The organism is Leptospira sp. B5-022 (assembly GCF_000347035.1).
Lineage (GTDB): Bacteria > Spirochaetota > Leptospiria > Leptospirales > Leptospiraceae > Leptospira_B > Leptospira_B cinconiae.
The window spans coordinates 451,806-476,906 of sequence record NZ_ANIJ01000015.1 but is presented as its reverse complement, the minus strand read 5'-3'; the positions used below and the strand labels follow the sequence as shown (position 1 = coordinate 476,906).

At 40.4% G+C, this 25,101-nt stretch carries 22 protein-coding genes and 1 tRNA gene; 14 read left to right on the top strand and 9 right to left on the bottom strand.

The window, feature by feature from the left end:
- Positions 1–406: 406 nt before the first annotated feature.
- Positions 407–488: transfer RNA gene (locus tag LEP1GSC192_RS07885), tRNA-Leu, on the bottom strand.
- Between the two features lie 116 nt (positions 489–604).
- On the opposite strand from LEP1GSC192_RS07885, the gene hisB reads away from it, so the two are divergent.
- The 6 genes from hisB (at position 605) to LEP1GSC192_RS07855 (ending at position 6,248) form a co-directional block, all read left to right on the top strand.
- Positions 605–1,186 (top strand): imidazoleglycerol-phosphate dehydratase HisB, encoded by a 582-nt coding sequence (gene hisB, locus LEP1GSC192_RS07880; RefSeq protein WP_020769053.1) that lies wholly within the window; start codon positions 605–607, stop codon positions 1,184–1,186.
- Entirely contained in the window at positions 1,183–1,815 is a 633-nt protein-coding gene (gene hisH / locus LEP1GSC192_RS07875) for an imidazole glycerol phosphate synthase subunit HisH (protein ID WP_020769336.1), read from the top strand. Before hisB ends, hisH begins: the two co-directional genes overlap by 4 nt.
- A complete protein-coding gene (gene hisA, locus LEP1GSC192_RS07870) occupies positions 1,812–2,546 on the top strand; it encodes a 1-(5-phosphoribosyl)-5-[(5-phosphoribosylamino)methylideneamino]imidazole-4-carboxamide isomerase (RefSeq protein WP_036089275.1) in 735 nt (244 codons plus the stop codon). Before hisH ends, hisA begins: the two co-directional genes overlap by 4 nt.
- A 95-nt stretch (positions 2,547–2,641) precedes the next feature.
- Positions 2,642–3,859, top strand: coding sequence for a thioredoxin domain-containing protein (locus LEP1GSC192_RS07865; protein ID WP_020769209.1), 1,218 nt, complete (start codon positions 2,642–2,644; stop codon positions 3,857–3,859).
- Between the two features lie 8 nt (positions 3,860–3,867).
- Positions 3,868–4,410, top strand: coding sequence for a hypothetical protein (locus tag LEP1GSC192_RS07860; protein ID WP_020769111.1), 543 nt, complete (start codon positions 3,868–3,870; stop codon positions 4,408–4,410).
- 17 nt (positions 4,411–4,427) lie between these two features.
- Positions 4,428–6,248: a DUF885 family protein gene (locus tag LEP1GSC192_RS07855; protein WP_020769148.1), complete on the top strand. Its 1,821-nt coding sequence runs from the start codon at positions 4,428–4,430 to the stop codon at positions 6,246–6,248.
- Here LEP1GSC192_RS07855 and thiD read toward each other — a convergent pair.
- The 3 genes from thiD to LEP1GSC192_RS07840 are packed head-to-tail and all read right to left on the bottom strand — an operon-like array spanning position 6,245 to position 9,231.
- Positions 6,245–7,048 carry a bifunctional hydroxymethylpyrimidine kinase/phosphomethylpyrimidine kinase gene (thiD, locus tag LEP1GSC192_RS07850; protein ID WP_020769032.1) on the bottom strand — a complete coding sequence of 268 codons (804 nt, stop codon included), beginning with the start codon at positions 7,046–7,048 and terminating at the stop codon, positions 6,245–6,247. The genes LEP1GSC192_RS07855 and thiD overlap by 4 nt on opposite strands.
- A gap of 18 nt (positions 7,049–7,066) precedes the next feature.
- Positions 7,067–7,420, bottom strand: coding sequence for an MGMT family protein (locus LEP1GSC192_RS07845; RefSeq protein ID WP_020769172.1), 354 nt, complete (start codon positions 7,418–7,420; stop codon positions 7,067–7,069).
- On the bottom strand, positions 7,417–9,231 hold the full coding sequence (locus LEP1GSC192_RS07840; protein ID WP_020769049.1) for a sensor histidine kinase: 1,815 nt from the start codon (positions 9,229–9,231) through the stop codon (positions 7,417–7,419). The genes LEP1GSC192_RS07845 and LEP1GSC192_RS07840 overlap by 4 nt, the downstream gene beginning before the upstream one ends.
- A gap of 27 nt (positions 9,232–9,258) precedes the next feature.
- Here LEP1GSC192_RS07840 and rsgA point away from each other — a divergent pair, with 27 nt between their 5' ends.
- The 5 genes from rsgA to LEP1GSC192_RS07815 all read left to right on the top strand — a co-directional run bounded on the left by rsgA (position 9,259) and on the right by LEP1GSC192_RS07815 (position 18,143).
- Positions 9,259–10,227, top strand: a complete 969-nt coding sequence (gene rsgA, locus LEP1GSC192_RS07835) for a ribosome small subunit-dependent GTPase A (protein ID WP_020769307.1) — start codon at positions 9,259–9,261, stop codon at positions 10,225–10,227.
- On the top strand, positions 10,211–11,524 hold the full coding sequence (locus tag LEP1GSC192_RS07830; protein ID WP_020769165.1) for a hypothetical protein: 1,314 nt from the start codon (positions 10,211–10,213) through the stop codon (positions 11,522–11,524). Before rsgA ends, LEP1GSC192_RS07830 begins: the two co-directional genes overlap by 17 nt.
- Before the next feature lie 204 nt (positions 11,525–11,728).
- On the top strand, positions 11,729–12,658 hold the full coding sequence (locus tag LEP1GSC192_RS07825) for a FecR domain-containing protein (RefSeq protein ID WP_020769161.1): 930 nt from the start codon (positions 11,729–11,731) through the stop codon (positions 12,656–12,658).
- Positions 12,659–12,951: 293 nt separating this feature from the next.
- Entirely contained in the window at positions 12,952–14,571 is a 1,620-nt protein-coding gene (locus tag LEP1GSC192_RS07820) for a PEGA domain-containing protein (protein WP_232420985.1), read from the top strand.
- Positions 14,571–18,143, top strand: coding sequence for a tetratricopeptide repeat protein (locus tag LEP1GSC192_RS07815; protein WP_020769227.1), 3,573 nt, complete (start codon positions 14,571–14,573; stop codon positions 18,141–18,143). The genes LEP1GSC192_RS07820 and LEP1GSC192_RS07815 overlap by 1 nt, the downstream gene beginning before the upstream one ends.
- A 2-nt stretch (positions 18,144–18,145) precedes the next feature.
- Here LEP1GSC192_RS07815 and LEP1GSC192_RS07810 read toward each other — a convergent pair whose 3' ends face one another.
- A complete protein-coding gene (locus LEP1GSC192_RS07810; RefSeq protein WP_020769337.1) occupies positions 18,146–18,799 on the bottom strand; it encodes a tRNA (guanosine(46)-N(7))-methyltransferase TrmB in 654 nt (217 codons plus the stop codon).
- A gap of 49 nt (positions 18,800–18,848) precedes the next feature.
- On the opposite strand from LEP1GSC192_RS07810, the gene LEP1GSC192_RS07805 reads away from it, so the two are divergent.
- The 3 genes from LEP1GSC192_RS07805 to LEP1GSC192_RS07795 all read left to right on the top strand — a co-directional run bounded on the left by LEP1GSC192_RS07805 (position 18,849) and on the right by LEP1GSC192_RS07795 (position 21,066).
- Positions 18,849–19,787 (top strand): MBL fold metallo-hydrolase, encoded by a 939-nt coding sequence (locus LEP1GSC192_RS07805; protein ID WP_020768997.1) that lies wholly within the window; start codon positions 18,849–18,851, stop codon positions 19,785–19,787.
- Positions 19,788–19,928: 141 nt separating this feature from the next.
- Positions 19,929–20,288 carry a PilZ domain-containing protein gene (locus LEP1GSC192_RS07800; RefSeq protein ID WP_020769099.1) on the top strand — a complete coding sequence of 120 codons (360 nt, stop codon included), beginning with the start codon at positions 19,929–19,931 and terminating at the stop codon, positions 20,286–20,288.
- Positions 20,289–20,364: 76 nt separating this feature from the next.
- Positions 20,365–21,066, top strand: a complete 702-nt coding sequence (locus LEP1GSC192_RS07795; protein ID WP_020769143.1) for a hypothetical protein — start codon at positions 20,365–20,367, stop codon at positions 21,064–21,066.
- 3 nt (positions 21,067–21,069) lie between these two features.
- Here LEP1GSC192_RS07795 and yihA read toward each other — a convergent pair whose 3' ends face one another.
- Genes yihA through LEP1GSC192_RS07775 form a run of 4 tightly spaced genes read right to left on the bottom strand, consistent with a single transcriptional unit; the run spans position 21,070 to position 24,943 of the window.
- Positions 21,070–21,744 (bottom strand): ribosome biogenesis GTP-binding protein YihA/YsxC, encoded by a 675-nt coding sequence (gene yihA, locus LEP1GSC192_RS07790; RefSeq protein WP_020769213.1) that lies wholly within the window; start codon positions 21,742–21,744, stop codon positions 21,070–21,072.
- A 15-nt stretch (positions 21,745–21,759) separates the two neighbouring features.
- The gene (gene tilS / locus LEP1GSC192_RS20140; RefSeq protein WP_255349070.1) at positions 21,760–22,680 is read right to left on the bottom strand and encodes a tRNA lysidine(34) synthetase TilS; all 921 of its coding nucleotides are present in this window, start codon (positions 22,678–22,680) and stop codon (positions 21,760–21,762) included.
- Positions 22,681–22,694: 14 nt separating this feature from the next.
- The gene (locus LEP1GSC192_RS20135) at positions 22,695–23,012 is read right to left on the bottom strand and encodes an ATP-binding protein (RefSeq protein ID WP_020769130.1); all 318 of its coding nucleotides are present in this window, start codon (positions 23,010–23,012) and stop codon (positions 22,695–22,697) included.
- Positions 23,013–23,014: 2 nt separating this feature from the next.
- Positions 23,015–24,943: a GAF domain-containing SpoIIE family protein phosphatase gene (locus LEP1GSC192_RS07775; RefSeq protein WP_020769039.1), complete on the bottom strand. Its 1,929-nt coding sequence runs from the start codon at positions 24,941–24,943 to the stop codon at positions 23,015–23,017.
- Between the last annotated feature and the right edge of the window lie 158 nt (positions 24,944–25,101).

The window sequence follows — 25,101 nt, the reverse complement described above, 5'->3', positions numbered from 1 at the left end:
CTTAATTTAGTTTAAGTGCAATTTTTTGCCGAAGAAGGGACTCGCCGTTTCGCAATCTCACATCCTGTTCGATTGGGCTCCACGGCGTCTTTCTCGCGTCTTCGTCCATCCATGGACTCAGATCGCGTTTGCGACGTTCCCTATGGGTCACTGCAAACGCTCTCGCTCGAAAGCTTCGAGTCCCTTGGATCTTAATTTAGTTTAAGTGCAATTTTTTGCCGAAGAAGGGACTCGCCGTTTCGCAATCTCACATCCTGTTCGATTGGGCTCCACGGCGTCTTTCTCGCGTCTTCGTCCATCCATGGACTCAGATCGCGTTTGCGACGTTCCCTAAGGGTCACTGCAAACACTCTCGCTCGAAAGCTTCGAGTCCCTTGGATCTTAATTTAGTTTAAGTGCAATTTTTTGCCGAAGAAGGGACTCGAACCCCCACGGTGTTACCCGCTGGTACCTGAAACCAGTGCGTCTACCAATTCCGCCACTTCGGCTAGTGGTTGGCGGGATTTCTACCCCTTGGGATAATTTTGGCTCCGGGGACTTTCCGTCAGCTTATTTTTGGAATTCATTGACACGATAATTAATAGGAAAGTAGGGTCAGGATATAATGAAAGAAGAACGCAAAACTTCGGAGACGGACATCAAGCTCTCCCTGAATATTCGGGGTACGGGAAATTATAAATTCGATACTCAAATTCCGTTCTTCGAGCATATGCTTTCTCACGTTTCTAAACATGGCCTTCTGGATATAGATCTTTGGTTGCGAGGCGACATAGAAATCGATTGCCACCATAGTGTCGAGGACACTGCAATTCTTCTTGGCTCTACTCTTCACAAACAATTGGGAGATAAGGCTGGCATCAGAAGATATGGTCATTACACTCTTCCTATGGATGAGGTTCTCACGACTGTTGCTGTTGATCTGGGCGGTAGATATTATTATAAGTATACCGGTCCGGAACTTGCGGGAAAGTTCGGAATTTACGATGCTGAGTTGTCGTTGGAATTCCTACAGAAGTTCGCTTTGAATGCGAAGATGAATCTCCATGTCCACGTTCATTACGGAGAAAATCGTCATCATATCCATGAATCTATTTTTAAAGCTTTTGGTAAGGCCTTGAGAATGGCGATCGAGATAGATCCTGCTGCAGGCGGTGCAATCCCTTCTACCAAAGGTGTTTTGGAATGATAGCCGTTCTCGATTATGGAATGGGGAATATTCACTCTTGCTTAAAAGCGATCTCTCTTTTCACTAAAGATTTTTCTTATACTAAGGAGCCTTCCGTTTTGCAAGAAGCGGATGCGATCATTCTTCCTGGCGACGGTCATTTTGATAAGGCCATGAGAAATTTGAATGAGTCCGGTTTAAGAACCTTCGTGGACGATCATGTGAAGGTAGGAAAACCTTTGTTCGGGATTTGTATCGGATTCCAAATTTTATTCGAAGATTCCGACGAGGTTGTTTCCGGAAATAAGAATGAGACCGTTCCAGGGCTTGGCTATATCAAAGGTAAGATCCGAAAGTTTAAGGGAAAAAACTACAAGGTTCCTCATATCGGCTGGAATAAATTATATAAAAGAAATCCTTCCAAAAGTAATTTATTGAAAAATTTGGAAGACGAATCCTTCGCCTATTTTATACACTCCTATCGTCCCGTTGGAGTGGAGAGTTCCGCTATCACCGGCTTCTGCGATTATTATGGGGAGAAGTTCCCCGCAGTGGTCGAAAAAGGAAACGTTTTCGGAACACAATTCCATCCCGAAAAATCCTATTCCTTCGGTCTAAAGATCCTGGAGAACTTTATTCGATCCTTATGATTTTAATTCCAGCCATTGATTTGTTGGATAATTGCGCCGTTAGATTATTCAAAGGTAAATACGAAGAAAAAACGGTCTACTCAACCGAACCTTGGAAACTTGCAGAAGGTTTCGAGAGAAATGGTGCTACTCTTTTACATCTTGTGGACCTTAACGGTGCAAGAAATCAGATCGGCATCAATACGGAATCTATTTCAAAAATTCGTAAATCTTCTAATTTAAAGATCCAGCTAGGTGGAGGGATCCGAGATAAGGAGAAGTTGGAATATTACGATTCGATTGGTATTGATCGTTTTATTCTCGGAACCGCCGCAGTAAACAATCCGGAACTTCTGGATTTCGCTCTTAAAAAATACGGAGAAGATAGGGTTGTTGTGGCAGTGGATGCTAGAGACGGTATCGTCAAAATTGCAGGTTGGGAAGTGGATTCAGGTGTGAAATATCTGGACCTTCTGGAAAAGATGCAGCAAGCAGGGATCCGTAATATTATTTTTACGGATATCGCACAAGATGGAACATTGGCGGGTCCAAACCTTAACGCATATAAGGAAATTTTAAGCAGATATAATTTTCAGGTAATCGCATCCGGCGGTATTTCTTCTTTGAAAGATATTATGGCATTATCCGCATTGGGTACATCGGTTTCTATGTATGGAGTGATTACCGGGAAAGCTTTATATGAAGGTAAAATAGATCTGGCTGAAGCGATCACAAGCCTGGGCTCCGATTAATTTTAAATTCCCTTTTATAACTTCAGATCGGCTTATTTTTTCTTTCCTTATGCCTTCCATGTACGTATAAAGGTATTTTGTAATCGGAGTCCCGAATGAAAAAACTATCTCATAGCTATGTTCTTGCCGCAATTTCCGGTATCGCGGCGTTTATCTCGTTCTTATTGATACGAAAATATTTCGGCGGAGAAACCGCTGATGGACTCGCCCAATCTCTTTGCGATGCTGTAAGCGAGACAGGCTCTTGTTCCAAAGTTTCCGAAAGTAGCATTTCTGCGATCAGAGATGTTCCTTGGTTCGGAGATCTTCCAATAGCTCTTTTCGGTTTCGCATTTTACGGATTTGTTACATACCTTTTTATAAGATCAGAGAAAAACCCGGAAAATAGAGAAGGTTATCTTCTTCTTTCTTTTTATATTTTGCTACTAGGACTGGTGGTCGACCTCGGATTATTTTCTGCTTCAGTATTTTATATAGATGCGATTTGCGGGCTCTGTGCGGCTACGTGGATATTAACCTTAATCTTGGTTGTAGGGACATTTTTCCAAATTAAAAACTATCAGGACAAGTCTTTGAAAAAAGCGTACAGTGTTTTCCAACTGGAGGGTTTAAATACTTATATAGTAGTTTTATTATTCTTAGCAGCCGGTCAGATCGGAGGAAAGTCTTTCCACGATTCTTTAGTAGATGGAGAACATACAGGTGTCGCTCAGATCCAAAAACAATTGGCTGATTACGAAAAGGCACCGGTCGTATCCATCGATCTACAAGGTTCTTCGATACAAGGAGATCCTAACGCTCCGATCACGATCGTAAAATTTGCGGACTTCAATTGTGGTCACTGTATGGATACTTCTCACATCTTAAAAAGAGTTTTGAGAGACTATCCTGGACTCGTAAAGATCGTTTATAAAAATTTTCCCTTGGACGCAAACTGTAACCGTTTAGTACAATCTCCCCGTCCTGACGCAAGTTCCTGTGTGGCCGCTTCTGCTGCGATATGTGCGGATAAACAAAATAAGTTTCCGGCAGTGTACGAAGGGCTTTATAGAAATACGGAAAATCGTATCGCTCATTCTCCTGCATCCGTGTTGAGTTTGGCTCAGCAAGAAGGACTGGATATGAACCAGTTCCGCGCTTGTTTGTCTTCTCCTGCGGTCCGCAATCAGATCAATAAGGAAGTGGATGATGCTGCTAAAGTGGAGATCCATAGCACGCCTAGTTTATTTATTAATAATAAACCGATACAGAGTGGAACTCCGAAAGAAGCTTTCCTAAGAGCTTTGATCGAAAGTTTGATCAAAAAGGTCTGAGGTTTTCAGTGTCGGAAGCAGCCGAAGTTTTCAAAAAAAATTTTCATTGTAGGAACTGCGGCTCTTCCATTCTTTCCGATTCGGAAAAATGTTTGTTTTGTGGATCTTATCAGTTACCCGGTCGGATTCCGTTTTTCAAATTTTTATCCGAAAGTAGATTATTTCGGACGACTATTTTTTTTCCATTCTCCGCTTTGATCTCTTTTGCACTTCCGATCGTATTCACAATGTATCCGATCCCTTTTTTAGATTGGTCTTGGATACTTATCATTTCCTTTTTCTTTTTTACATTTTCCGTCTTCGGATTTGTTTCGGAATGGATCTTCTTAAACAAGGTTAAAGGAGATGCAAAAGACTTTAGAGAAGGATTTTTCGAATGGCAAAAAACTTTGTATCTTCGAAACCCTTATCTTTCCTATTTCGGAATGTTCTTATTCGTATGTGTACCTTTATTAAATTGGGAAAATCATTTTTCTTTTGCGGCATCCTCATCCGCGATCTGGACACTATTACTCGTATTTTTATCTAAAATCCTGATACCACTTTTCTAAACATCGGAGCATTATCCATGCTGAAGAAGATCTTCATTATCTCTATATCGACGATTGGCGTAATTTTACTTTCTATCGGAATATTAGTTTGGCATACGATTAATTTCCGGCCGATCACATTAGGCTTATATTATGAAAAGATTTTTTGGGAGAATGTTCTGGATGATCCGGAAACCCTAACTTCTCTCAGAATTTTGGATTCCTGGGGGATCACTTCTCATAATTATAGGTGGTCCGACTCTTCTCCTGAAAAGGAAATGGAAAGGGCGGATAAAGCAAAAAGGGATCTGGAGACTTTGAGGACTTATGACCCTTCCGGACTAAGCGGAGAAGACAAGATCTATTATAAGGCTTTGCAGTGGGATCTGGAACTTGCGGCGGATTATGAAAGATACATTTATAATTCTTATCCGGTAAATCAGCTTTTTGGAGTCCAAAATCATATTCCTTCCTTCTTGGCAACTTCTCATATGATAGAAGATTATGAAGATGTAGATTCATATATTGCGAGGCTACAAGGAATTTCCGAAAAGTTAGAACAAGTGATCCGAGGTTTGGAGGTCAGGCAATCCAACGGAGTAATCCCACCCGATTTCATTTTAAGAAGAGTCTTGGATGAATTGAAAAATTTCAGGGTAAAAAATCCTGAAGAAAATATTCTGTATGTTAGCCTTCGCAAAAAATTAGAGAAGAATGATGAGATCGTATCAGAACGAAAAACTTCTTCTTTGGCGGAAGTAAAAAAAATCTTAGAAAGTTCCGTTTATCCCGCTTATTCTAAACTTCAAAATTTTCTAGAACAACAACTCAAATCTGCCGATAGTAAAGCCGGAGTATGGAAACTTCCGAACGGTGAAAAATATTACGAACATACATTAAAATATCATACTACTACAAATCTTTCTCCGGAGGAAGTTCACTCTATAGGACTCTCGGAAGTAGCAAGAATACAAACCGAAATGAGATCTATTTTGGAGACTTCCGGAATCAAAGTTTCCAATCTTCAAGCTACCATGAAACAACTGAGAGAAAAACCTGAGTTCCAATTTCCAAACACTCCGGAAGGAAAGGAAAAGGTTATAGAGGTATACAAAGATATCCTAAAGGAATCCATTGAAAGATCCAAACCTATCTTTCCGTCTTGGCCGAAGGCAAAAGTACAGGTAGAAAGAATTCCGGAATTTAAAGAAGCAGGAGCGCCTGGGGCTTATTATGAAGAACCCAGTCTGGATGGAAAACGCCCCGGTGTATTCTACGCAAATCTCCGCGACCTGAAAGAAATTCCTAAGTTCGGAATGAATACATTAACATATCATGAAACAATCCCGGGACATCATTTGCAGATCGCTTGGTCCCAAGAATTGACTTCTGCGCCGCGAAAATTAAGAACAACACATTTTACCGCGTTTGTAGAAGGTTGGGCATTGTATGCAGAAAGACTCGCGAAAGATTATAATTTTTACTCCGACCCTTTTATAGATCTTGGAAGGCTACAAGCTGAATTGTTCAGAGCAGTTCGTTTGGTTGTGGATACGGGGATCCATTACAAACGTTGGAGCAGAGAAGATGCGATCCGTTATATGTCGGACAATACCGGCATGGCTCCTAAAGAAGTTTCCGCCGAGATCGAAAGATATATCGTTTATCCAGGACAAGCCTGCTCTTACAAGATCGGAATGATCTCCTTCTTAAAAATGAGAGAGGATTGGAAATCGGTCAAAGGAGAAGCTTTCGATATCAAAGAATATCACGGCTTCGTTTTAGGAAAAGGTTCTCTTCCTCTAGAAATTTTAGAAAATGCTTCGAAGGAAGAATTGGGACTCGTTCCTAAAAACTAAAGTTTCGGATTATGATTTAATGTCTTAGTCTTTCCTGCAGGGAAGGACTGCAAAATAGCCGCATGTAGAAATTCCCTTGCTTTTGCTACAGACTCGGAAAGAGGGAATCCTTGTGCAAGATAGGAAGCGATCGCGGAAGAATATGTGCATCCGGTTCCATGAGGATTAAAATCCTCAATAAAAGGTTTCGCATACTTAAAGGTTTCTCCATTCGGAATTCCTAATACGTCTAAAGCCTCTTTGGAATTTTTGATATGACCACCTTTTAATAAAATAGGCACCTTTAATCTTTTAGAAAGAGAAACCGCTTCCGACTCCATGGATCCGGTTTTGATAATTTCTGCGGAGCCTAAAATTTTCGCCTCGTCCAAGTTTGGAGTGACGACACTCGCCATTGGAACCAATTCGGAAATCAAAGATTGAATTGCTCCGTCTTGCAAAAGTTTCGCACCGCTTGTTGCCACCATCACGGGATCTAAAACTAACTCGAAGTTTTGTCCTTTGGCTCTGTATTCGTTTAAAATTTTAGAAATTCTCCGGATTAGGCTTTCTGAAAATAACATTCCGGTTTTGATCGCTTTTACAGGGAAATAAGAAAGTACAGCTAAGAGTTGTTTTTCTAAAAAGTCGGGATCTACTTCTAAAATGCCCGCGACGCCGTCCGGATTTTGCGCGGTCAAACATGTGATTACGGATGTTCCGAAAGATCCGGTAGAGTTGAACGTTTTTAGGTCGGCTTGGATCCCTGCTCCACCTCCGGAGTCTGAACCTGCGATCGTTAATACTACCGGCTTTTGCATTTGAGACCTTACGATAAATTATTCAGGCCAGCCGAATCGTTTCCAATCCACGACCTCTTCTCTAGAAAATTTGATACCTTCGGATTCTAAAAGTTTTTTTTGAAGGATGGCTCTAGGTGTATCACCTCTATGGGAAATTTTCCCCATACTATTGATGACTCTTTGCCAAGGAACTTTCTGTTCTTGACCCTTTTTCAAAGCGTTTAAGGCGTAACCAACTGCTCTGGCCGCTCTAGGTTTGCCGATCAGAATAGCGATCCTGCCGTAGCTGGTGACTTTTCCTTTCGGGACTTTCTTTACGATTTTATAAACTAGTTCGTAAAAATTCTCCGCTTTTAGTTCTATTTTTTTCTTTTTAGGTTTTGCACTCATACTGCGGGTTTTTCTAAATTTGTTTCCGCATTCGGTTGGGGAGGTCTAAGCGGCAATTCTACTTTGAAGACCGTTTTTCCAGGCATGGATTCCACAGTGATCTTTCCTTTGTGTTTTTCCACGATCCCTTTTACTATGCCTAAACCGAGTCCGGAACCTTCTCCCTGATCTTTTGTAGTGAAGAATGGATCCCAGATCCTGTCTTTGATGGAAGGATCAATCCCAGGGCCGTCGTCTTGCACTTCTATCGTTACTGTGTCGCCTGAAGAATACGCAGATAATTCGATCGTGCCTTGTCCCCGGATTGCTTGGTTTGCATTTTGTATAAGATTGGTCCAGACTTGGTTCAATTCATCCGGATTACATACAACTTTCGGAATAGTGGAGAAGTTCTTTTTCACTTCCACACCGTACTTAAGTTGGTTGTTCATGATCACCAAAGTATTTTCGATACCTTCTATCAGGTCGGCGCTTGTGAAAGATTTGCTTTGGTCCAGGTGAGAATAATATTTTAACGCTTTTACGATCCTAACTATATTTTTTATAGAATATTTAATATTCTTAATATTGCGGCTCGTATTGGATGCGTGTTTAAGCATTTCATATCCGGGTTTGGCTCCTTGGGCCAGAATTTCCAAGATGTACTTTCTCACCTCCATGATATCGTTTTCGATGATGAAAGAAGCAACTTCCCCCGCTAGGGAAACTTCTACCCCCATTTCGATCATTTCTTCTTTCAATTCTCTTTTGATCCGGAATTTGTCTTTGGATTCCATTGCCTGACTTTTTTTCCGGTCTCTTAAGATATGAAGAAGGGCGACTTCGAACGATTTTCTTAACTTCTTATTTCTTGCGAATCTGACTATTTCGAATACGTTCTTTACGATATAATTCATATTCGATTCTAAATTATCCGCGGAACCGTTAATAACCCCTGCCGGAGTATTGATCTCGTGTGCGATCCCTGCAACCATAGTTCCTAGAGAAGCCATCTTTTCGGACATGATCAGTTGAGATTGGGCGTTCTCCAGTTCTTGCGTTCTATGTCTTACTTTTTCTTCGAGGGTTTCCGTTAATTCTATTAGTCTTTCGTAAAAAATGGAATTGGAAAGCGACATTACCGAAACGGAACGCATTTCATTCAGTTTTTCCAGCTCGGAAGCGGTGTACTTTCTTCCATCGTTTTTAGGACCTAAAACCAACATGCCTAAAAGGCTTTTGTTTAAGATAAAAGGAACAAGAAGATCGGCCTTTGTTTTTGCTGTGAAAGAAAGTGCATGTTCCTTGATTGGTTGTAGTTTTACGTTATCGATAAATTCTTCCGAATAAAAAATTTTATCGTGTTCAGTGATCCATAATAGGAAGGGATCGAAAATGTAAAAATGATCTTCTCCGGAATCCCTTGGATACGGGGAAAATTTTCCAAGATCCTCTCTCCATAAATAAATTTTCGCCCGACTTGTGCTGATGATACTTGGGAGAAATTTTAGGATTTTACCGCATACACTTTCCGTGATGTTGGTTGCAATCAGATCACTTTTGAATTTATCTAACGAAGAAAGGTATTTTACATATTCTTGGTCTGTCAGTTTGGAAAGAGCAGATGATAAGTTCCATGAAGGTCCGAATTCATTGAACCAAATCCAAACGAAAACGGCAGCCAAAGTGGTAAAAGGCAAACTGATGAGAAGCACGATAGTACGATCAGGATCCAAGGATCTGAAATCCAAACCGAATATTAGCGCCGATTGCAGAAGGAATGCGGCTAAAACAAGACCGAATATTGGTCCGAATTTGCGTATGATTTTCATCGCGTGCCTGTAAAATTAGGCTTAAGAATGTCTACTTCCACGAATCCAGTAAAGGAGTTTTTTACGATAGCGAGGGTCTTCGGAGCCTTCTATGATTTATATTCTCCGGAAAGAGGAAGGGTAAGAGCTGTACTTCGAGGGAGACTCAGAAATATCTCCTCAAAAGAAAGACATCCCTTTGTAGTAGGCGACAGGGTTTACGCGATGGAATCAGGCGGAGAATGGGCCATCGAAGAGAGATTAGCCCGCAAAAACGAACTTTTGCGTAAGAGTAAAGAGGGGGATGCACAAGTTCTCTGTGCAAACGTGGATCAAATCGCGGTTCTTGCCTCTTTAAAAGATCCGGAAACCAAAGACGGATTTTTAGATCGTTGTTTGGCGGCCGCGTATCTCTCCCAGGTACCTCCCCTAATTGTATTCACAAAATTGGACCTAGTGGATCGAGAAACGGCCATTAAACGTTCTTCCGTTTATAAAGATCTAGGTTATGAGGTAATTATGGTTTCTTGTCAGACCGGCCAGGGTCTAGAAGAACTGTACTCCAAGTTTTCTTCCAAAACCACCTACTTAGTCGGAAATTCCGGAGTCGGAAAATCTAGCTTAGTAAACGTCTTATCGGATAGGGAATTGCAAAAAACCTCGCAGGTCAGTTTTTCCACTAAGAAGGGTAAACATACGACGACAAACTCGAACTTTTTAGTCCTGGAAGATAATATCGTTTTAATCGATTCTCCAGGCATCAAAGAATGGGGGATCTTACATTTGTCGAAAGGTGAAATCCTAGAAAGTTACCCGGAATTGAGAAAGTATAAAGAAGAATGTGACATTTCCGATTGTTGTGACGCGGGCCCGGGATGCAAAATGTTGTTTTCTATCGGAGAAGCGACCGATATAAGTACGGAAAGAAAAAAGAGCCTGGAATCTATGCTTGCAAGCTTGGAAAACCCGTTTAGAATCACACGTAGAGATCACCTAAAGAATGAAAGTAAATCCTAAATCGGTAGAATACAACTCGATCGAAGAGGTTTTAAATTTCGTACGTATTTACGATGCCGGAAATATGTTACGGTTCCTAAATGCGATCGAAGACAATAGCGGTAACATTCTTGTAAAAGAAGAAGTTCAGGTAAAAGAATCTGCTCTTACCAGACTGAAAGAAATTAAGGGTCAGTACAATCCCGAATTTAAAATAAAATTAACCAAAGAATTAACCGGTCAGATACAGGACAAGTTGGCTGAAAAGATTGTCCAGCAACTCAAGCAAACGGATAAGAAATTCTTAAAGTTCATGTACGAAGAGAATAAATTCAACTATAAGGGAATTATTCGTAACGGGATCAATAATAAGAAACATTTACTTGCACTTTTTAAGGTATACGAATCAAATCCTCCTTTTTTCAAACATATCTGCGAACTAGGTTTACTTGCTTTGGGGATCGTTCTCATTCCGGATGCCCTCAAATATAAAATGTTACGTAGGTATTCTTTTCTTGGTGGGATCTTTATGGATATCGCTAGAGTATCCGGGGATCATTGGAATCGGCCTTTTCCGGATGATACCGAAAAAACTAGGATCGCTAAACAATGCGCTAACTTCATGCAAAAGTTGGACCTCCCTGAATTCGTATGTTCTGCCGCTTCGAACCACGTTCCACTCGGATTACAGGATAATGTGGAAGTAGTCGCAGCAGGTCCTAAAAAATCGGATCGGGAAAATCCGGATGAAACGTTTTTTTCCGAGTTGATGGTCGATGATGGGGAAAGTGATTCTACTCCTGACGACGATGAAGACGCAGGGCTACCCGATAAATCGGAAGATGTACTACGAGAACTTCTCACGGATTCCTTAAAGATCGCTCGGTATATCCATACTGTTAGTTCCTTTACTCATGATAAAGAATATGTAATGGAAGAATTGGTCTACTTCTTGGCATATAACACTTCCAGGGGTTACTTCAATGAAGTGCTTGCCAATCCTTTGGTAAATTTATTCAAACAATTTGAAGAAAACGTAAAGCGTATGCGTAAGTTGGCGGAAGTGGAGATGCAATGTCTTCATCCACCGGCCGCTTGGGCATACCCAAAACCTAAGGCAAGCCAAGTGTTATGTAAGAATAAAGTCTGGGATTGCCCGAATATAGTGCAAGGTTGGGATATTCACGTTATCTCATCTCAAGAGGCTTTCGGTTGGGTGGGTTCCAGTCTGAACGCGGATCATTATCCGAAATGCAAACTGGAAGAAGAACTGGATTCTTTACCCGAAATAGAGCCTAAAAAAGCTGAGAAAAAATAGAATTCGTTCGTAAATAAATAACCCTTAAGGGTTATTTTTCAGGCTTTCAAACCTAAACTGCCAAAGGGGCATTCTTTGGAAATTTTTTTCCAAGGTAAATCTTTTGCTTTTTGTAAAATGGTTTAAACAGAAGTATTGGTAAAAAGTCCTTGTTAGTTTGTTATATCTAGAGGATTCTTAAGCTTAAAAAGCGGGGGAGAATATATGTTAAAAAGTAAAAACACCCTAATTCTAATGACTCTACTAGCAATCGGTTATCTGATCGCTTGTAGTCCTAAAACAAGCAGTGGCCAAGTAAAATCGGAAGCGGTGTCTTCTGCTGCTAAGATCGTTTGGTTGAATGGAGATGTAAAAGTCCAGTCCGCCGAAGGTGAAAAAAAAGCCGAATTCGGTCAGACAGTAACTGCTGCTGATACGATTCTAACCGGTAAGAACGGATCCGTAGAGATCATGGTTGCCGAAAGCGGTATCATCAAGGTTTCCAAAGAGAGTGAAGTTTCTATCGCAGCTCTAGTGGGAGACGAAGGAACTAACGTTAAGGTCAATCTGAACTACGGAAGGATCGTAACCCTAGTTCGTAAAGAGAACAAGACCTCCGATTTCAGCGTAGTGACTCCTACCGCTCTCGCGGGAGTTCGTGGAACTACCTTCTTAACTTCTGTTGAAAATCCAACAGGCAAAAAAGTGAACTGCGCAGAAGAACATTGTGATGTTAAATTCGCGGTTTTAGAAGGTTCGGTCGCAGTATCTAAGGTTGGAGAAGAATCGGAAGTCATCCTGGAGAGAAACAGGGAGATTACCCTGAAAAAGAACCAAAAGTTGACCGAAAAATTGATCCTTTCTTTGAGACCTGAGTCCGTTAAAGAACTGAAAGGATTAATCGTTCTCAAGAAAAACGACGTTCTCGAATACAATAACCTGGTGGATGAGTTGAAAGCGTCCAGTGAAGAACTTCGTATATTAAGCCAGGCTTCCACTGTGGAAGAAGTTCGTACCCAGTTGCAAAAACGTGAAGCTACCAGAGCCAATGCGGACGAAGTAGCCAGAACCGCTCAGCAATTAAACGAAACAAAATACGTACAACAAGACGTTCAGAAGGAAAAGTTGAAACTCAACGCAAAAGAAACTTTCTAATTTAGTTTCTTCTTCTTTTCCGCTTTTCAAAAATTCTACCGAACCCCGCTATTCAGCGGGGTTTCTCTTCCTATAAATCCCTCCAAAAACAAAGGTCGTCGATAGAAACCTGATAACGAGTTTCAAGATCCGGGATCTTTCGGAATTACGCGGATACTTTATAAAGATGTCGTAATTTTGTAATTCACCTGCGGGCCAACCAAGGTCGGAAAATTCTTTCTAAAAATGCCCTCATTTTTTCCGGAACTAGGAAAAGATTTGCTAAATCAGTCCCTGAGAAATTTTTTTACGGGATGGGGAACAATTCATTTCGTAATCTTATTATATTCTCTCTTATTACGAGCCTTGGGCTTACTTGCTCCTCGGTACAGAAGCTGAACGAACCTTCTAAGCTGATACAAGAACCATATTACAAGGCGATAGGCGATTCAGAGAGCGTGTTCATTTTTCGGGAATCCGATACGGATCATAGGGTTCGTAAAACGGGACATGAGATCCCGATCTTGGCTTTCTCTCCTATCGAATATCCTAAATCAGTGGATAAAAAATTAGCCTCTTATTTCGAACAAGAGATAAGTTTGATCTGGAAGGATATCAAATTTTCGAACGCTAAAATTTCTTCGGATGTTTGGAAAGATAAGACTGGGTTAGCAAAAGAGTTGAGATCCAAGGATGTGGACGTTTTGGTTTTAGGTTCGATAAGTGAATCCGAAACAGGTTGGACTTTCAAATTCGAATTAAAAGATTCCGTGGACACAAGTTCCTATGGGGATTTTGAACTTTCATTCAAACGTCCTGTTTCAACGGAGGAAGTTGGAGCTTGGACCCAGGCGATCTTCTGGAAATCGTCCGATAGAGTAATTTCGTTAGAATCCAAACAAACTACCGTTCCGGTTTGGGATAGAAAACCGGACTTAACAAGAGTTAAAGAAATCGTAAATTCTTCCGTTAAGGGAACCTTAACCGTGAGAGCTTCTTCCGGAGATACGGAGATACTTTGGAAGGGCAAGTCGTTAGGAAATACTCCATTGACTGAGGTCCCTATCCAAGAGGGAATCCAGGACATTCAAGTAGTCCTAAAGGGGAAAAAGCCGATCACTAAGACCATTCAAGTTAGAGCGGGCAAAAAAAGTTTCCTTTTTCAAGAATGGGAAGAAGATCGTACATTAGGATCAGCTAAAGTAGTCACGGTTCCTAGCGGGCTTTCCGTTTCCCTGGACGGCTACAAGCAGGGAGAAACACCATTTTATCGTAGTAGTCTAACTCCTGGAGCATACCAGTTGGAGCTCCTAAAAGAAAGTGCGGACGGGGCTTATGTATATTACGAAGGGATCTTGGATGTAAAACCGGACCGTCTGGTGGAATTAGCGCTTCCCTATTTCGGGTACAATTTATTGTCCGAGTTAGAATTCTGGAAACCATCCGGCGAATTTGGATTTTCTCCTTTTGGGCCGAATGGTCTAGAATTCGCAAAGAAGAAAAACTTGCCCAATGGTTGGAATGGTGTGTATTCCCTTCCGTTCATTCCGGAAGAATTGGAGATTGAAGGTTACTTCTTACTTCCAGTAGATCATGGAGACGGCTCTGTGGCTGTGACGTTCCACTTGAACGGACTTTCTCTTGGAGTTGTCGCTGGAAAAGAGAAAGTTTCCGTCTTTCAATTTCCTTCCGATGGAAAAACACTCAGTACTTATCAATATCTGGATGTGGACAAGGATATTGGTCGTCCATTCTCATTCAAAACGGATATAAAAAACAAAAAACTGTCCCTATACTTAGGAAGGGATGTGGTTTGGCAGGGTGATCTACCCGCGGGAGGACTCTGGACCGTTTCCATTTTGACCAGAGGAGAGGAGTTTAGGGAAAAAACTCCCATCAAAGATCTGAAGATTCTCTATAAGGGATACAAGTGATGAATCGTATACTTTCACGTTTTTTAATATTCTCTATCGTTTCCGTTTTTGCGGTCCATTGTGCTTCGAAAGATTTCAGAAAATCGAATTCTCAAGATGCTATCCAGGAAAAGGACATTATTGCGGCTCAAAAATTAAAACAAGCGTCTAGATTGATTAACGAGGGAAACTCAGCTTTCCAGAAGGGAAAGTTCGAAGTATCTCTTTCAAAAGGAAGAGAAGCCGTAAAAGCATATCCTACCGCTGAAGGTTATTATTTAATCGGATCCTCCGAGTACCGCTTGGGTAAAACCGAAGATTCTTTAAATTCTTTAAAGAAAGGAACCGAGCTAGATCCGGAGAATGAACAAATCCTATTAACTCTCGGGATTTTATACACTTCTCAAGGAGCCAATAAAGACGCTTTAGAAGTGTATTCCAAATTAGAAAAACTTCCTAAGGTAGATGGAAGCGCTTATACATTCAAAAAGGCAGTACTATTAAAAACGATTGGAAAATACGACGAGGCATATTCCGCTCTAAAATCGATTCCGGAAGATAAGTTCAAATTTAAGGCCCAGTTGTACATGCAACTGGGAGATACTGCCGTTCAGGTGAAAGATTACGAAGCGGCAGAGGCTTATTTTGAAAAGGCAAGAAACGCGGATCCGGATCTGGCTTCCGCAAAACAATCCGCTTCGGCAACTAAGGTTGCCGGTCTATTAGAAAAAGGAAATGCCGCTTTAAAAATAAAAAGTTACAGGGAAGCGGTCCAATATTTTACTTCCGCTACCCAATTGGATCCGAAAAATCCTTCTCCGTTTGTTTTTTTAGGAAATGCTAAAATACTTTCGAATGATACGGACGGAGCAATTAAAGCTTTCGAAACTTCTCTAAAATTAAAAGCGGACTATTTGGAAGCTTATTCCGGTCTTGCATCGGCTTACAGCAAGTCTGGGAATAATCCGAAAGCGATTTCCGTTTTAGAAAAGGCCATTCCATTCTTCCCGAAAAACGCAACTATCTATAACCAAATCGGTTTAAACCAAAAGTCTTTAGGCGAAAATGCTAAAGCGATGGTTTCCTTCAGCAAGGCCCGTGAATTGGATCCGAACTATAAGGAACCTGTTTTGAACCTTGTTTACCTTCTTGCTTCCGAGCATAGATATAAAACGGCAAAAAATGAATTAGAAAGTTTAAAGTCCGACGAAGAGACAAAGAAGGTCGCCGCCTTCTTGGAATCTTCCGAGTTGATCCATGAAGGAGATTTACGTCTTCGTAAAGGGGATACTAAATCCGCAAAAACATATTTCGATCGTGCAAAAGCTAAAGATCAGGATGACCCGGGAGTTTATACGGCCTATGGTCGTTTGTATCAGATCAGCGGAGATACAAAACTTTCAGAACAAAATTATTTAAAAGCTTTGAGTCTCCAAAAAGGGAATCTTCCTGCACTCCAAGGTTTAATCCGCCTTTATGCAGCTCAAAAAAATCAATCTAAAGTCGCTCAGTACACTAAAGAATTGGAAGCGATCACGGGGAATGATCCTCTATCGGGGATAGTATTAGCGAGAACTTACGAAGACAAAAAAGAATTCGATAAGGCGGAAAATACTTATAAAAGTTTAATGAAGAAGTACCCGGACAACGAATCCATCCAATTCCGTCTGGCATTTCTTTATTATAAGATCGCTTTAGAAGAAAATGAAAAAGCAAACTATGATTCGGCAAGTTCTTGGTTGGCAAAGGCAGAAAAATTAACCAAAGATCTACCTGAGATCGCGGAAGCAAAACAAACCATAGATCAGAATCGAAAGTTTTCCGAAGTAGTTCCTGCTATACAAAAGGCAAATCGACTTTTCGACAATAAATCCTATGAAAAAGCGATCCCACTTTACCAATCAGCTTACGATAAAACAAAAAAGTTAACCTTGTATATTAAGGTAGCTGAATGTTATCTTGCAATGGGAATGGAAGAGAAAGGGATTTCTCTTCTAGAAAACTCTCCGGAGGGATCTAAAAATCTAGCTGCCCAAGAAGCTATCTACGCTTTTTTACTAAGAAAAGGGGAAGTCGAAAACGCTGAGAAAGGGTTTCAAAAGATTCTGGAAAAAAAACAGGATTCTTACTATAGCCATTATCAATTAGGCATTATCGCTCTTCAAAAGAAAAAATTCGACACAGCAATCGAGTCATTCAATCGCTCCTGGTTATTAAATCCTGAGTTTACCCCTTCCCGGATCGGCAAAGGGATCGCTTATTATAATCAGAATAAAAGTAAAGAAGCGAAAGAGGAATTCGAAAGCGCTATGAAGGCGGATTCTGAGAATGAATTGGCGCCTTACAATATTGGGATCGTCCTTTTTAACGATAATCTTCTGGAACAATCCGTTGAAATATTTAAGGAAATCATAAAGAAGAATCCTGACTTCCCGGATGCACATTTCCAACTTTCTTATATCTATTTTAAGAAAGGAGATTTGGAAGCTGCGGACGCCGAGATAGTAAAGGCTCTTGAACTCGAACGAGACGAGAAGTTCTTGCATGCCCGTATCAGGATCCTTTCCGAATTAAAGATCAAAAATCCTGCAAATCCGGAATATAAAAAACTGGTGATACAATTAGGAAGAGAACTCGCGGAAAAATTCCCGAATTCTCCCTATTCTAGCCAAGCCGAAAGATTGGTCCTATCCGATTCGGATACTCCTGTGATATTACAGCCATTTCCGAATCGTGGATCTTTGATCGGAGTTCCAGTGATCGTCAACGATCTATTATTGATGAATTACGGAACTTCCATAGAAGCTTTAGATAAAAATAGAGCGATCCGTCTTTGGAGGATCACAAGTAATAAACCTTTCCGTAATGTTCTTGCGGATCGCAGAGTATACGCATTTACGGATCGAACTCTAGAAGTCAGAGACCAAAATTCGGGCTCTCTTTTTCAAACGATTAATCTGTCTGGAATGTTCAAAAAAGCAATGGTTTCCGGTGATAGAATTTTAGTGGAAACCGAAAACTCGGCAAAAAGGACATTAACCAGTTACTCGGATACGTTCGAAGAGAATAAATCCATTCCATTGGATTCTAAAACTTGGTCCGCTTCTAAAAAGGGACAAGTGTTCTTGGTGCAATCATCTTCGAAAGAAGACAAGATCCTATATACGGATGCAAAATTAAGTAAGGATGTGGACTCTGCTTGGACCGGAACTACGAATCCAAGATTGCTTGGTGCCACGGAAGACGGCACATTCTTCCGTACGGATAAGGAGATCGTTTATATTTCCGGAAAAGGAAAAGCGACTAAGACGGAAATTTCTGACAAATCTGCAAATCTGTTCAGCGTGAGAGGAAATTCTCTCTGGTTTGCCGGTAACGATAAGATCTATCGTGTGGATGCGGATTCTTCCGGTCTGAAAGAGATCAAAATTTCGGACAAAGAAGTAGAAGGCCTTTTGCCGGGGAAAAAGAAAGATGTGATCGTATTATATAAAGATAATACGGCAATTAGATATGATGAAAAGGGAGAAACAGTCTGGACTTACAAACTAGTCCAAGATTCGGACAATGTTTACTCCTTATTGTATCACTAAGATCAATTGTTTACTTTGATCCGATCCAAATAATAAATTCGGGAGCCAGCCTCCCGTTTTTCCCGCTCAAAATGGGAGATTGGGAAGTTTGCTCTTTGGAGAGAAAACTCTGTATTGACGGGTTTATATCTCGGATCATTCCTAAAAAGGCGAATTCCTTTGCGTGCATAAGGGCCGTAATCGGTTGCAAAATGGAATCTGCCGCCATTTTTCAAAAGAGTATGAACAGTATCTAAAAATCTGGGATTCAATGTCCTATGTTTATGGTGCCTACGTTTAGGCCAAGGGTCGGGAAAGTTGAGAAGTATTTCGTCGAAGATGCCTGGTTCGAAAATTTCTTCTAAAAACCAATTGAAGTTAACTGAAAGAAGTTTAACGTTCTTTATATCGTATTCTTTCAAGTCGCGGATCGTTTTGCGCAGACGGTCCGGCTTTTTTTCCATAAGAACAAAACCGGTATTTGGATTATCTTTCGCTAAGGATACGGCAACTTCTCCCCAACCGGAACCTAACTCTAGGTAATATGTCCCGAATTCTTCGGAAAACAAATCGTTTTTTTTTAATTTACTTCCGGGGTTTATTTTTAAGAAATAATCAGAGGTAAACGGGATTCTAGTCGCGATCTTCCATTGTTTTTCACGAAAATTCGATGTCATCGCCGAATGCCTGCAAATACCAAATCTCTTAGTTGTCTAATTTAATACAGTGAAAATAAAATTATACGGAGTAAGAGGATCACTTCCTACTCCGCTTTCCGGTTCGGAATATAGAGAAAAATTAGAAAAGATCCTAGAGTCCGCTCATAGGGAGTTCAAACTTAAGAATGGAAGTTTTTCCGTTCCTACATTTTTACAAACTTTAAGCCCTGAACTATTACGTCCTGTAGGAGGAAACACTACTTGTGTATTTGTGGAATCCACAAGCGGTCAGAAGTTAATTATAGATTGCGGTTCCGGAATGAGAGAACTTGGTAACGATCTTCTAAAAGACGGCATAGCTCAAGGCGGTACTATCAAAATTTTAGTGACACATACTCATTGGGATCATATACAAGGGTGGCCTTTTTTTAAACCTGGATACGTTCCAAACGTTCAAATCGATTTTTATTCCACCATTAGCAATCTGAAAGAAAGATTCGATCGTCAGCAAAATCCGGAAAACTTCCCGATCACATTGGATGAGATGATGTCCAAGAAAACATTCACCCTTCTCCAAAGACAGAAGACCGTCCAGATCGGCGATTTTAAAGTTACTCCTTTCCTTTTAAAACATCCGGGCAATTGTACGGGCTATCATATAGAAGAAAATGGAAAAAGTTTCTTATTTTGTACCGATGTGGAAGTGAGAGAAGAGGATCTTTCCGAATTCGAACAATTACGCGCGAAATTCGGAAGTCCTGACATGCTGATCATAGATGCACAATACAGTTCCGAAGAAGCGGATCGTAAAATCGGTTGGGGGCATACATCCGGTAGATTAGCGGTGCGTTGCGGGGAAGTCCTGGGTGTAAATAAACTGGTGCTAACTCATCATGAACCAGATCATCCGGACGAAGAAATCATACGAATGTTCAATCAAGAAAAACAATCCACTGCGCTTTCAGAGATCGTATTAGCTAGAGAATCGGATATCTTTAATTTGTAGAAGGAAGTTAGCATAAGAATAGATGTTTAGATCTATTTTTAACGGTCCTTCTCACTTCTAAATTCATTTTTTTAAAAGAATCTTAAGTTCAAAAGAAATCTTCTTTTAAATTTTTTCCAAGTACTGTATGCTCTCCCGGCTATGCAAGAACTAGAGATCGGGATGGATCCTTCTAAAAAGGTAGTACCCGATTCGCTGACGGATCAAAGATTTTATACAAGGTTCCGTAAAGACAGTCGGGTTAAACTTTTTGAGGGAGGAAATTGGAGCGAAGGTATTCTGATAGATATATCGATGATTGGAGCGTCTATTCTTTCGGATGAGGATTGGAGCCCAGGCAAAAAAATCACGATTATGTCGCCAATGTTTTCCTGCGAGATACCGGGAGAGGTCATTCGTAAAACCGTTACGGACGTTGGGCAAAGATATGCGATAGTATTTCACGATCTTTGCGACTCAAGCATACTTGAGATACTTAATAAGATAGCGTATTGCAAATAACGTTTTTTGTTAAGTAGTTGGAATTTTTTTCCAAAGCTCTAAACTCAAGGCTTGCCAGGCCGACATTTATAATAGGATGAACCTGGGAGTTATACAATCTTCTTCCATGCTGGAAAGACCGAAAGATAATTCGGTTAAGTACATTGGTCACGGGCAACTGGAAAGTGCGCCCCAGGCTAGTTCTGTACTCCATGTAATCTCCCATGAATTAGGACATGTTGCTGAGTTTCGTAACGATGCTATTCGAGATAATGCAGAACTCAGATCTATAGACGTATCTATCGAATACGAACTTAGGGACGGAAAATTAGTAGCGGTAGCTGGAGAAACCAGAGCGACCACAGTTAAAAAGGCCGAAAAAGAGAAACCTAATGTTTCATCCTTAAATGAAGAAGGGGCGAAGAGCAATAACTCGGCCGATTCTACTAAAAACAAAGAAGCTGCTTCTCATTCCGATCTGATTTCGGATAAAGAATGGGAACTTATGTCCGAATTACGTGAGATCGATCTGGAATTGAACCGACTGGATAAGAATCAGGTTTCATCTCATGATAATCCGGAAAGAAAGAGCGAAGACGAAGCTCGTCGTCATATGGAACTGATCGAAAGAAAACGTAAATTGGAGATGGCGTTAAGCCAGGAAAAACTGAAAGCCCTTTTGGAAGAAACCTTAAAAACCATCCAAGAATTAAATCAAAAACAGCTCCAATTTGCCGGAAAAGTATATTATGGAGATGCTATTAGTTCTGCCGGTAATCTGTTAGAAACTCACGCGTAAGCTTTAGCCTTGTTCATTGATCTCTTGTGGGATTGCGTCTTCTTCCATCGGAGGAATGATTAATGATTTCATCATATTTTCTATGATCTTTCTGAGTTCCGGTAGACCTTTTCCGTATTTGGGAGAAACAAAAACGATTTCCAACATAGGATATAGTCCTTGGATGTTTTTCATTTTTTTTCTGAGTTTGGAAAGTTCCGACTGATTGAGTTTATCTATTTTAGTACGAATTAAAACAGGTTTGGTCCCTCTTTCGAAACAGGTACCGATCAATTCCAGCTCTTCATCGGGTAATTCTCTTTGTGCATCGGATAATAAGAACAGACATTTTAGATCTTTGGCCGAGTTCAGATAATTCATTAAAAGATCCATCATTTGTTCATGATCTTTATGTGAATTTGCGGAGTAACCGAAACCGGGCGTGTCTACGAGGAATAAGGACTTAGATACTAAGAAAAAATTCAGTAATTTGGTCTTACCGGGAGTTGCAGAAACTTTTGCTAAGGATTTTCTTTCTACGATTGCGTTTAATAATCTGGACTTTCCTGAGTTGGAACGACCCGCAAATGCTATATGAGGAATACCTTTGGAAGGAACTTTAGAAGCATCCGCATAAGAAGATACGAATCTAACTTCTCTAAAGAACGGGTCCGGCTTTAATTCTTGGAGTTCTTCCATAAACCTCTGGACTCTCTAGTCTTGCGGGAAATCATCCGATCGAATATCATCCAAACGGGAATCCCACATTCGAAGGCAAACCAATACAGTTTTCCCTTCCCGTTTTAGAATGGGTAGCATTTTTCTGACCTGAACCGGAATCTCTTTCTCCCGAAGGATTTCCGAAACGTCTCTATGGATTCCTCCAAGCAGGATTTTTTCTCCTTCTCCGTCGTTAGAGGGTTCGCAATTTTTCGGGATCTTTTTGGTCTTACCGTTCCATTTCAAAAAGAAAGATTCGGAGTTATAACTGAATGGTTTCAAATATGAAGCGGTTTTTGGTAAGATGTACAAATCCGACGAAACACTTTTCCAAAACCAAACTTCTTTGTTTTCGAGTGAAAAAGAAACTTTCCTATCTATGTTATGAAGAAGATCCGAAAGGAACTGAGAATTCAGAGGATGAAGACCTAGACTTTTCATATGTAAGTCCAGAATTTGTTTACATATAGAGCCAGGCTCTTCTTCTAAAATTTGTCTGGAAACTGTTCTAATCTCGTCTTCATTTATTTTTCGGTTTGTAATTCCGATTCTAGGTGTATCGGAATCGTGAAAATTATGAAAAATTTTATCCGGATCTGCGCCTTCTTTTAAAAGTACAGGAAGAAGTTCGGATCGGATCCTGTTCCTAAGATAACGTGAAGAATGATTGGATTCGTCTTCGAATACGGGCCAATCCGCTTTTGCCAATGCGGTTTTACGATCTTGTTCTCCGAATAATAATAATGGCCGAAATCTTTTATTCTCTAAAACTCCTAATGTGCGAAGCGAATTCCACCCCCCTCCTCTGATGAGTTGTAGCAGTACGGTTTCTAGATAATCTTCCGTATGATGTCCGGTTGTGATATACCCGCCTATCTTTTCGGAAATTTTCTCTAGGTCTCTAAATCGGAGAATTCTGCCGGCTTCTTCTAAACTAATTTTTGTCTTATTTGCAAACTTCGGAACGTTTTTTTTTTAAAGATGTGCTTTGGGGTTAAGGAACTGATATACTTTAGGATCTCGGATTCTTGCTCCGAATTATCCCGGATAGAATGATCCAAATGGTAAATGGTTGGAAAATGAGAGATTAGATTTTTATTATGAAGCCAGAGAAAGAATTGAAGAAGTAGGGAAGAATCCTTTCCCCCGGAAAAAGAGATTACCGCAGGTTTACTTTTCATGAAGTCCTGGTAATTTTTTAAACGGGACCAAGCGGATTGAAAAATGGATTCTAAGGTTTCGTTCATTATCACCTTAAGCGTTTTACACCTATTAAAGTAATATCATCCGTCTGTTCCCTTTCCCCGGTAAAGTTTTTTATCTTTTTTAAGACGGTTTCTAAGAGTTGAGGGAGGTTTTCTTTTCTGGCTTCGAAAACACAATCATGTAAGCGTTCTATTTCGAAAAAGTCTTCGGTAAGGTTCATGGCTTCCCACACGCCGTCCGTGAACATTAGGAAAAAATCACCGGGTTCTAAGTTTAATTCTCCTCTATTCTCGAATCTGTCTATTTCGGGATCAATTCCTAAAACAACCCCTCCCGTCGGAATTTCCTCCAAACGATTTTCCTTTTTGCGATAAACTAAAATATTTCCCTGTCCACCGCCGCTAAAAACAAAACGATTCTCGTTTTGGTCCCAATGAATTATGGTCAAGGACATGAAACGAGGAGAAACAACGTCCTTAAAATAATTTTGATATAAATAGGTATTTACCGTAAGTAAAATTTCCCAAGGAGTCGGATTCTTTCGGACTAATGAATGGATAACCGTTCTGACAGTTGCCATCACGATCCCGGCTGGAACTCCTTTGCCGCTCACGTCTCCGATACAAACATAAGTTTCTTTATTTGTTGGATGTGTTATAAAATCGTAATAATCCCCGCCTACTCCGATCGCTGGCACCATTATCCCGCCGAATTCGTAATTAGGATGGTCGGGCATTTTTCTAGGAAGTAAGGATCTTTGTAGGTCTCTAGCGATCTCAATTTCTTTATCCAATCTTTCCTTTTCGGCTCTTTGATGGAATAAATGAAAGTTTTGAACGGAGATCCCTGCTTGGACGGCAAATGCGTTTAGGACATCGATTTCTTCGGGACTCCAATGGAGTTCTTCTTCCTTAGCGAGAAGTATCCAAATCTCCGAATTGTCGGAACGTAAAACGGGCAAGATCGCCAAATGTTTTTTCTTTCCATTACTTCCTAAAGTTTTCCATTCTTTCAGATCCGTGGAATCCATTAAGATAGCGGATTCGTTCGGTTTTTTCAATACACTCCATTCGCCCTTTAGTTGGATATTTAACTTAATTTCGGGCGCTCTTGGGCTTCCCGTAAGTATATGCCCTTCGGTGGAAGTTGTTTTTCCTTCCGAGTCGAGTTTTCTTTCTATAAGAGCGTAGAGGTTACTTTCCGAAAATTCGGTTAAAGAAAGAAGAATAACCCGAAAAATTTCAGTTCTGTATTTGAATCCTAAACTGCTGAGTTTTAAGGCGGCTGAGTGTAAATTTCTAAAATTCCTGGATTGGGTCTGGGATACCTCGAAAAGAATTCTGTTTTTTAACGTAGTGGCAAACTGACTAGCGATTAATTCCAGAAAATAGCGGTCCTTCTCCGCTTGGACCGGATCGTCTTTTTCGTAATCAACATTAATTAATCCTAATACTTCTTTTTTGAGATGAATGGGAACGGAAAGTTCCGATTCAACTTTATTCACTCTTCCATATTGTCGGATCTGTTTATGGGGTTGTTCATCGAATCTATAATATACCGACTTGCAGGTTTCGATCGCTTGTCCTAAAGGTCCGTTCTGTTCTCCCTTTTTTATCTCCATCCTAAAGGCAAGTTTTTCTAATGCAGGACCTTTTTTGTTTTTACAGGATTTTACCAAGATCCGATCCAATCGAGGTTCATACACCATTACCGAGATGCCTGGAAGATTCAATTTTCTGAATGCTAGGTTCGTAAAATTTTGAAGAAGGTCGTCAAGATTCGGACTAGTATTAAAAAGAGAGAGGAATTCTAATAAGATATCGTTGGATAACGTATGTATTTCCGGAGGTTTGATCCTATTTCGTTTTCTTTTTTCTAAGATCCATTCTCTTCCACAGGAATGGCAAAGAAACTTTCCATCTTTGAGTTTTCCTTCCGGAAGATAAAATTCTCCGCAAAATACGCAGGACATCCGGACAAGATGATAAGGGCAAGGTTTGAGACTGGAAAGATGTTTTTATCTTCCTCTTTCAGAAAATCTCCGAATAACACGAATTTGTTCCAAAGAGGGAAGATTATCTTCTTCTAAAAAAAGAAAGTACATCCATCTCCATGATATTATGTCATTTG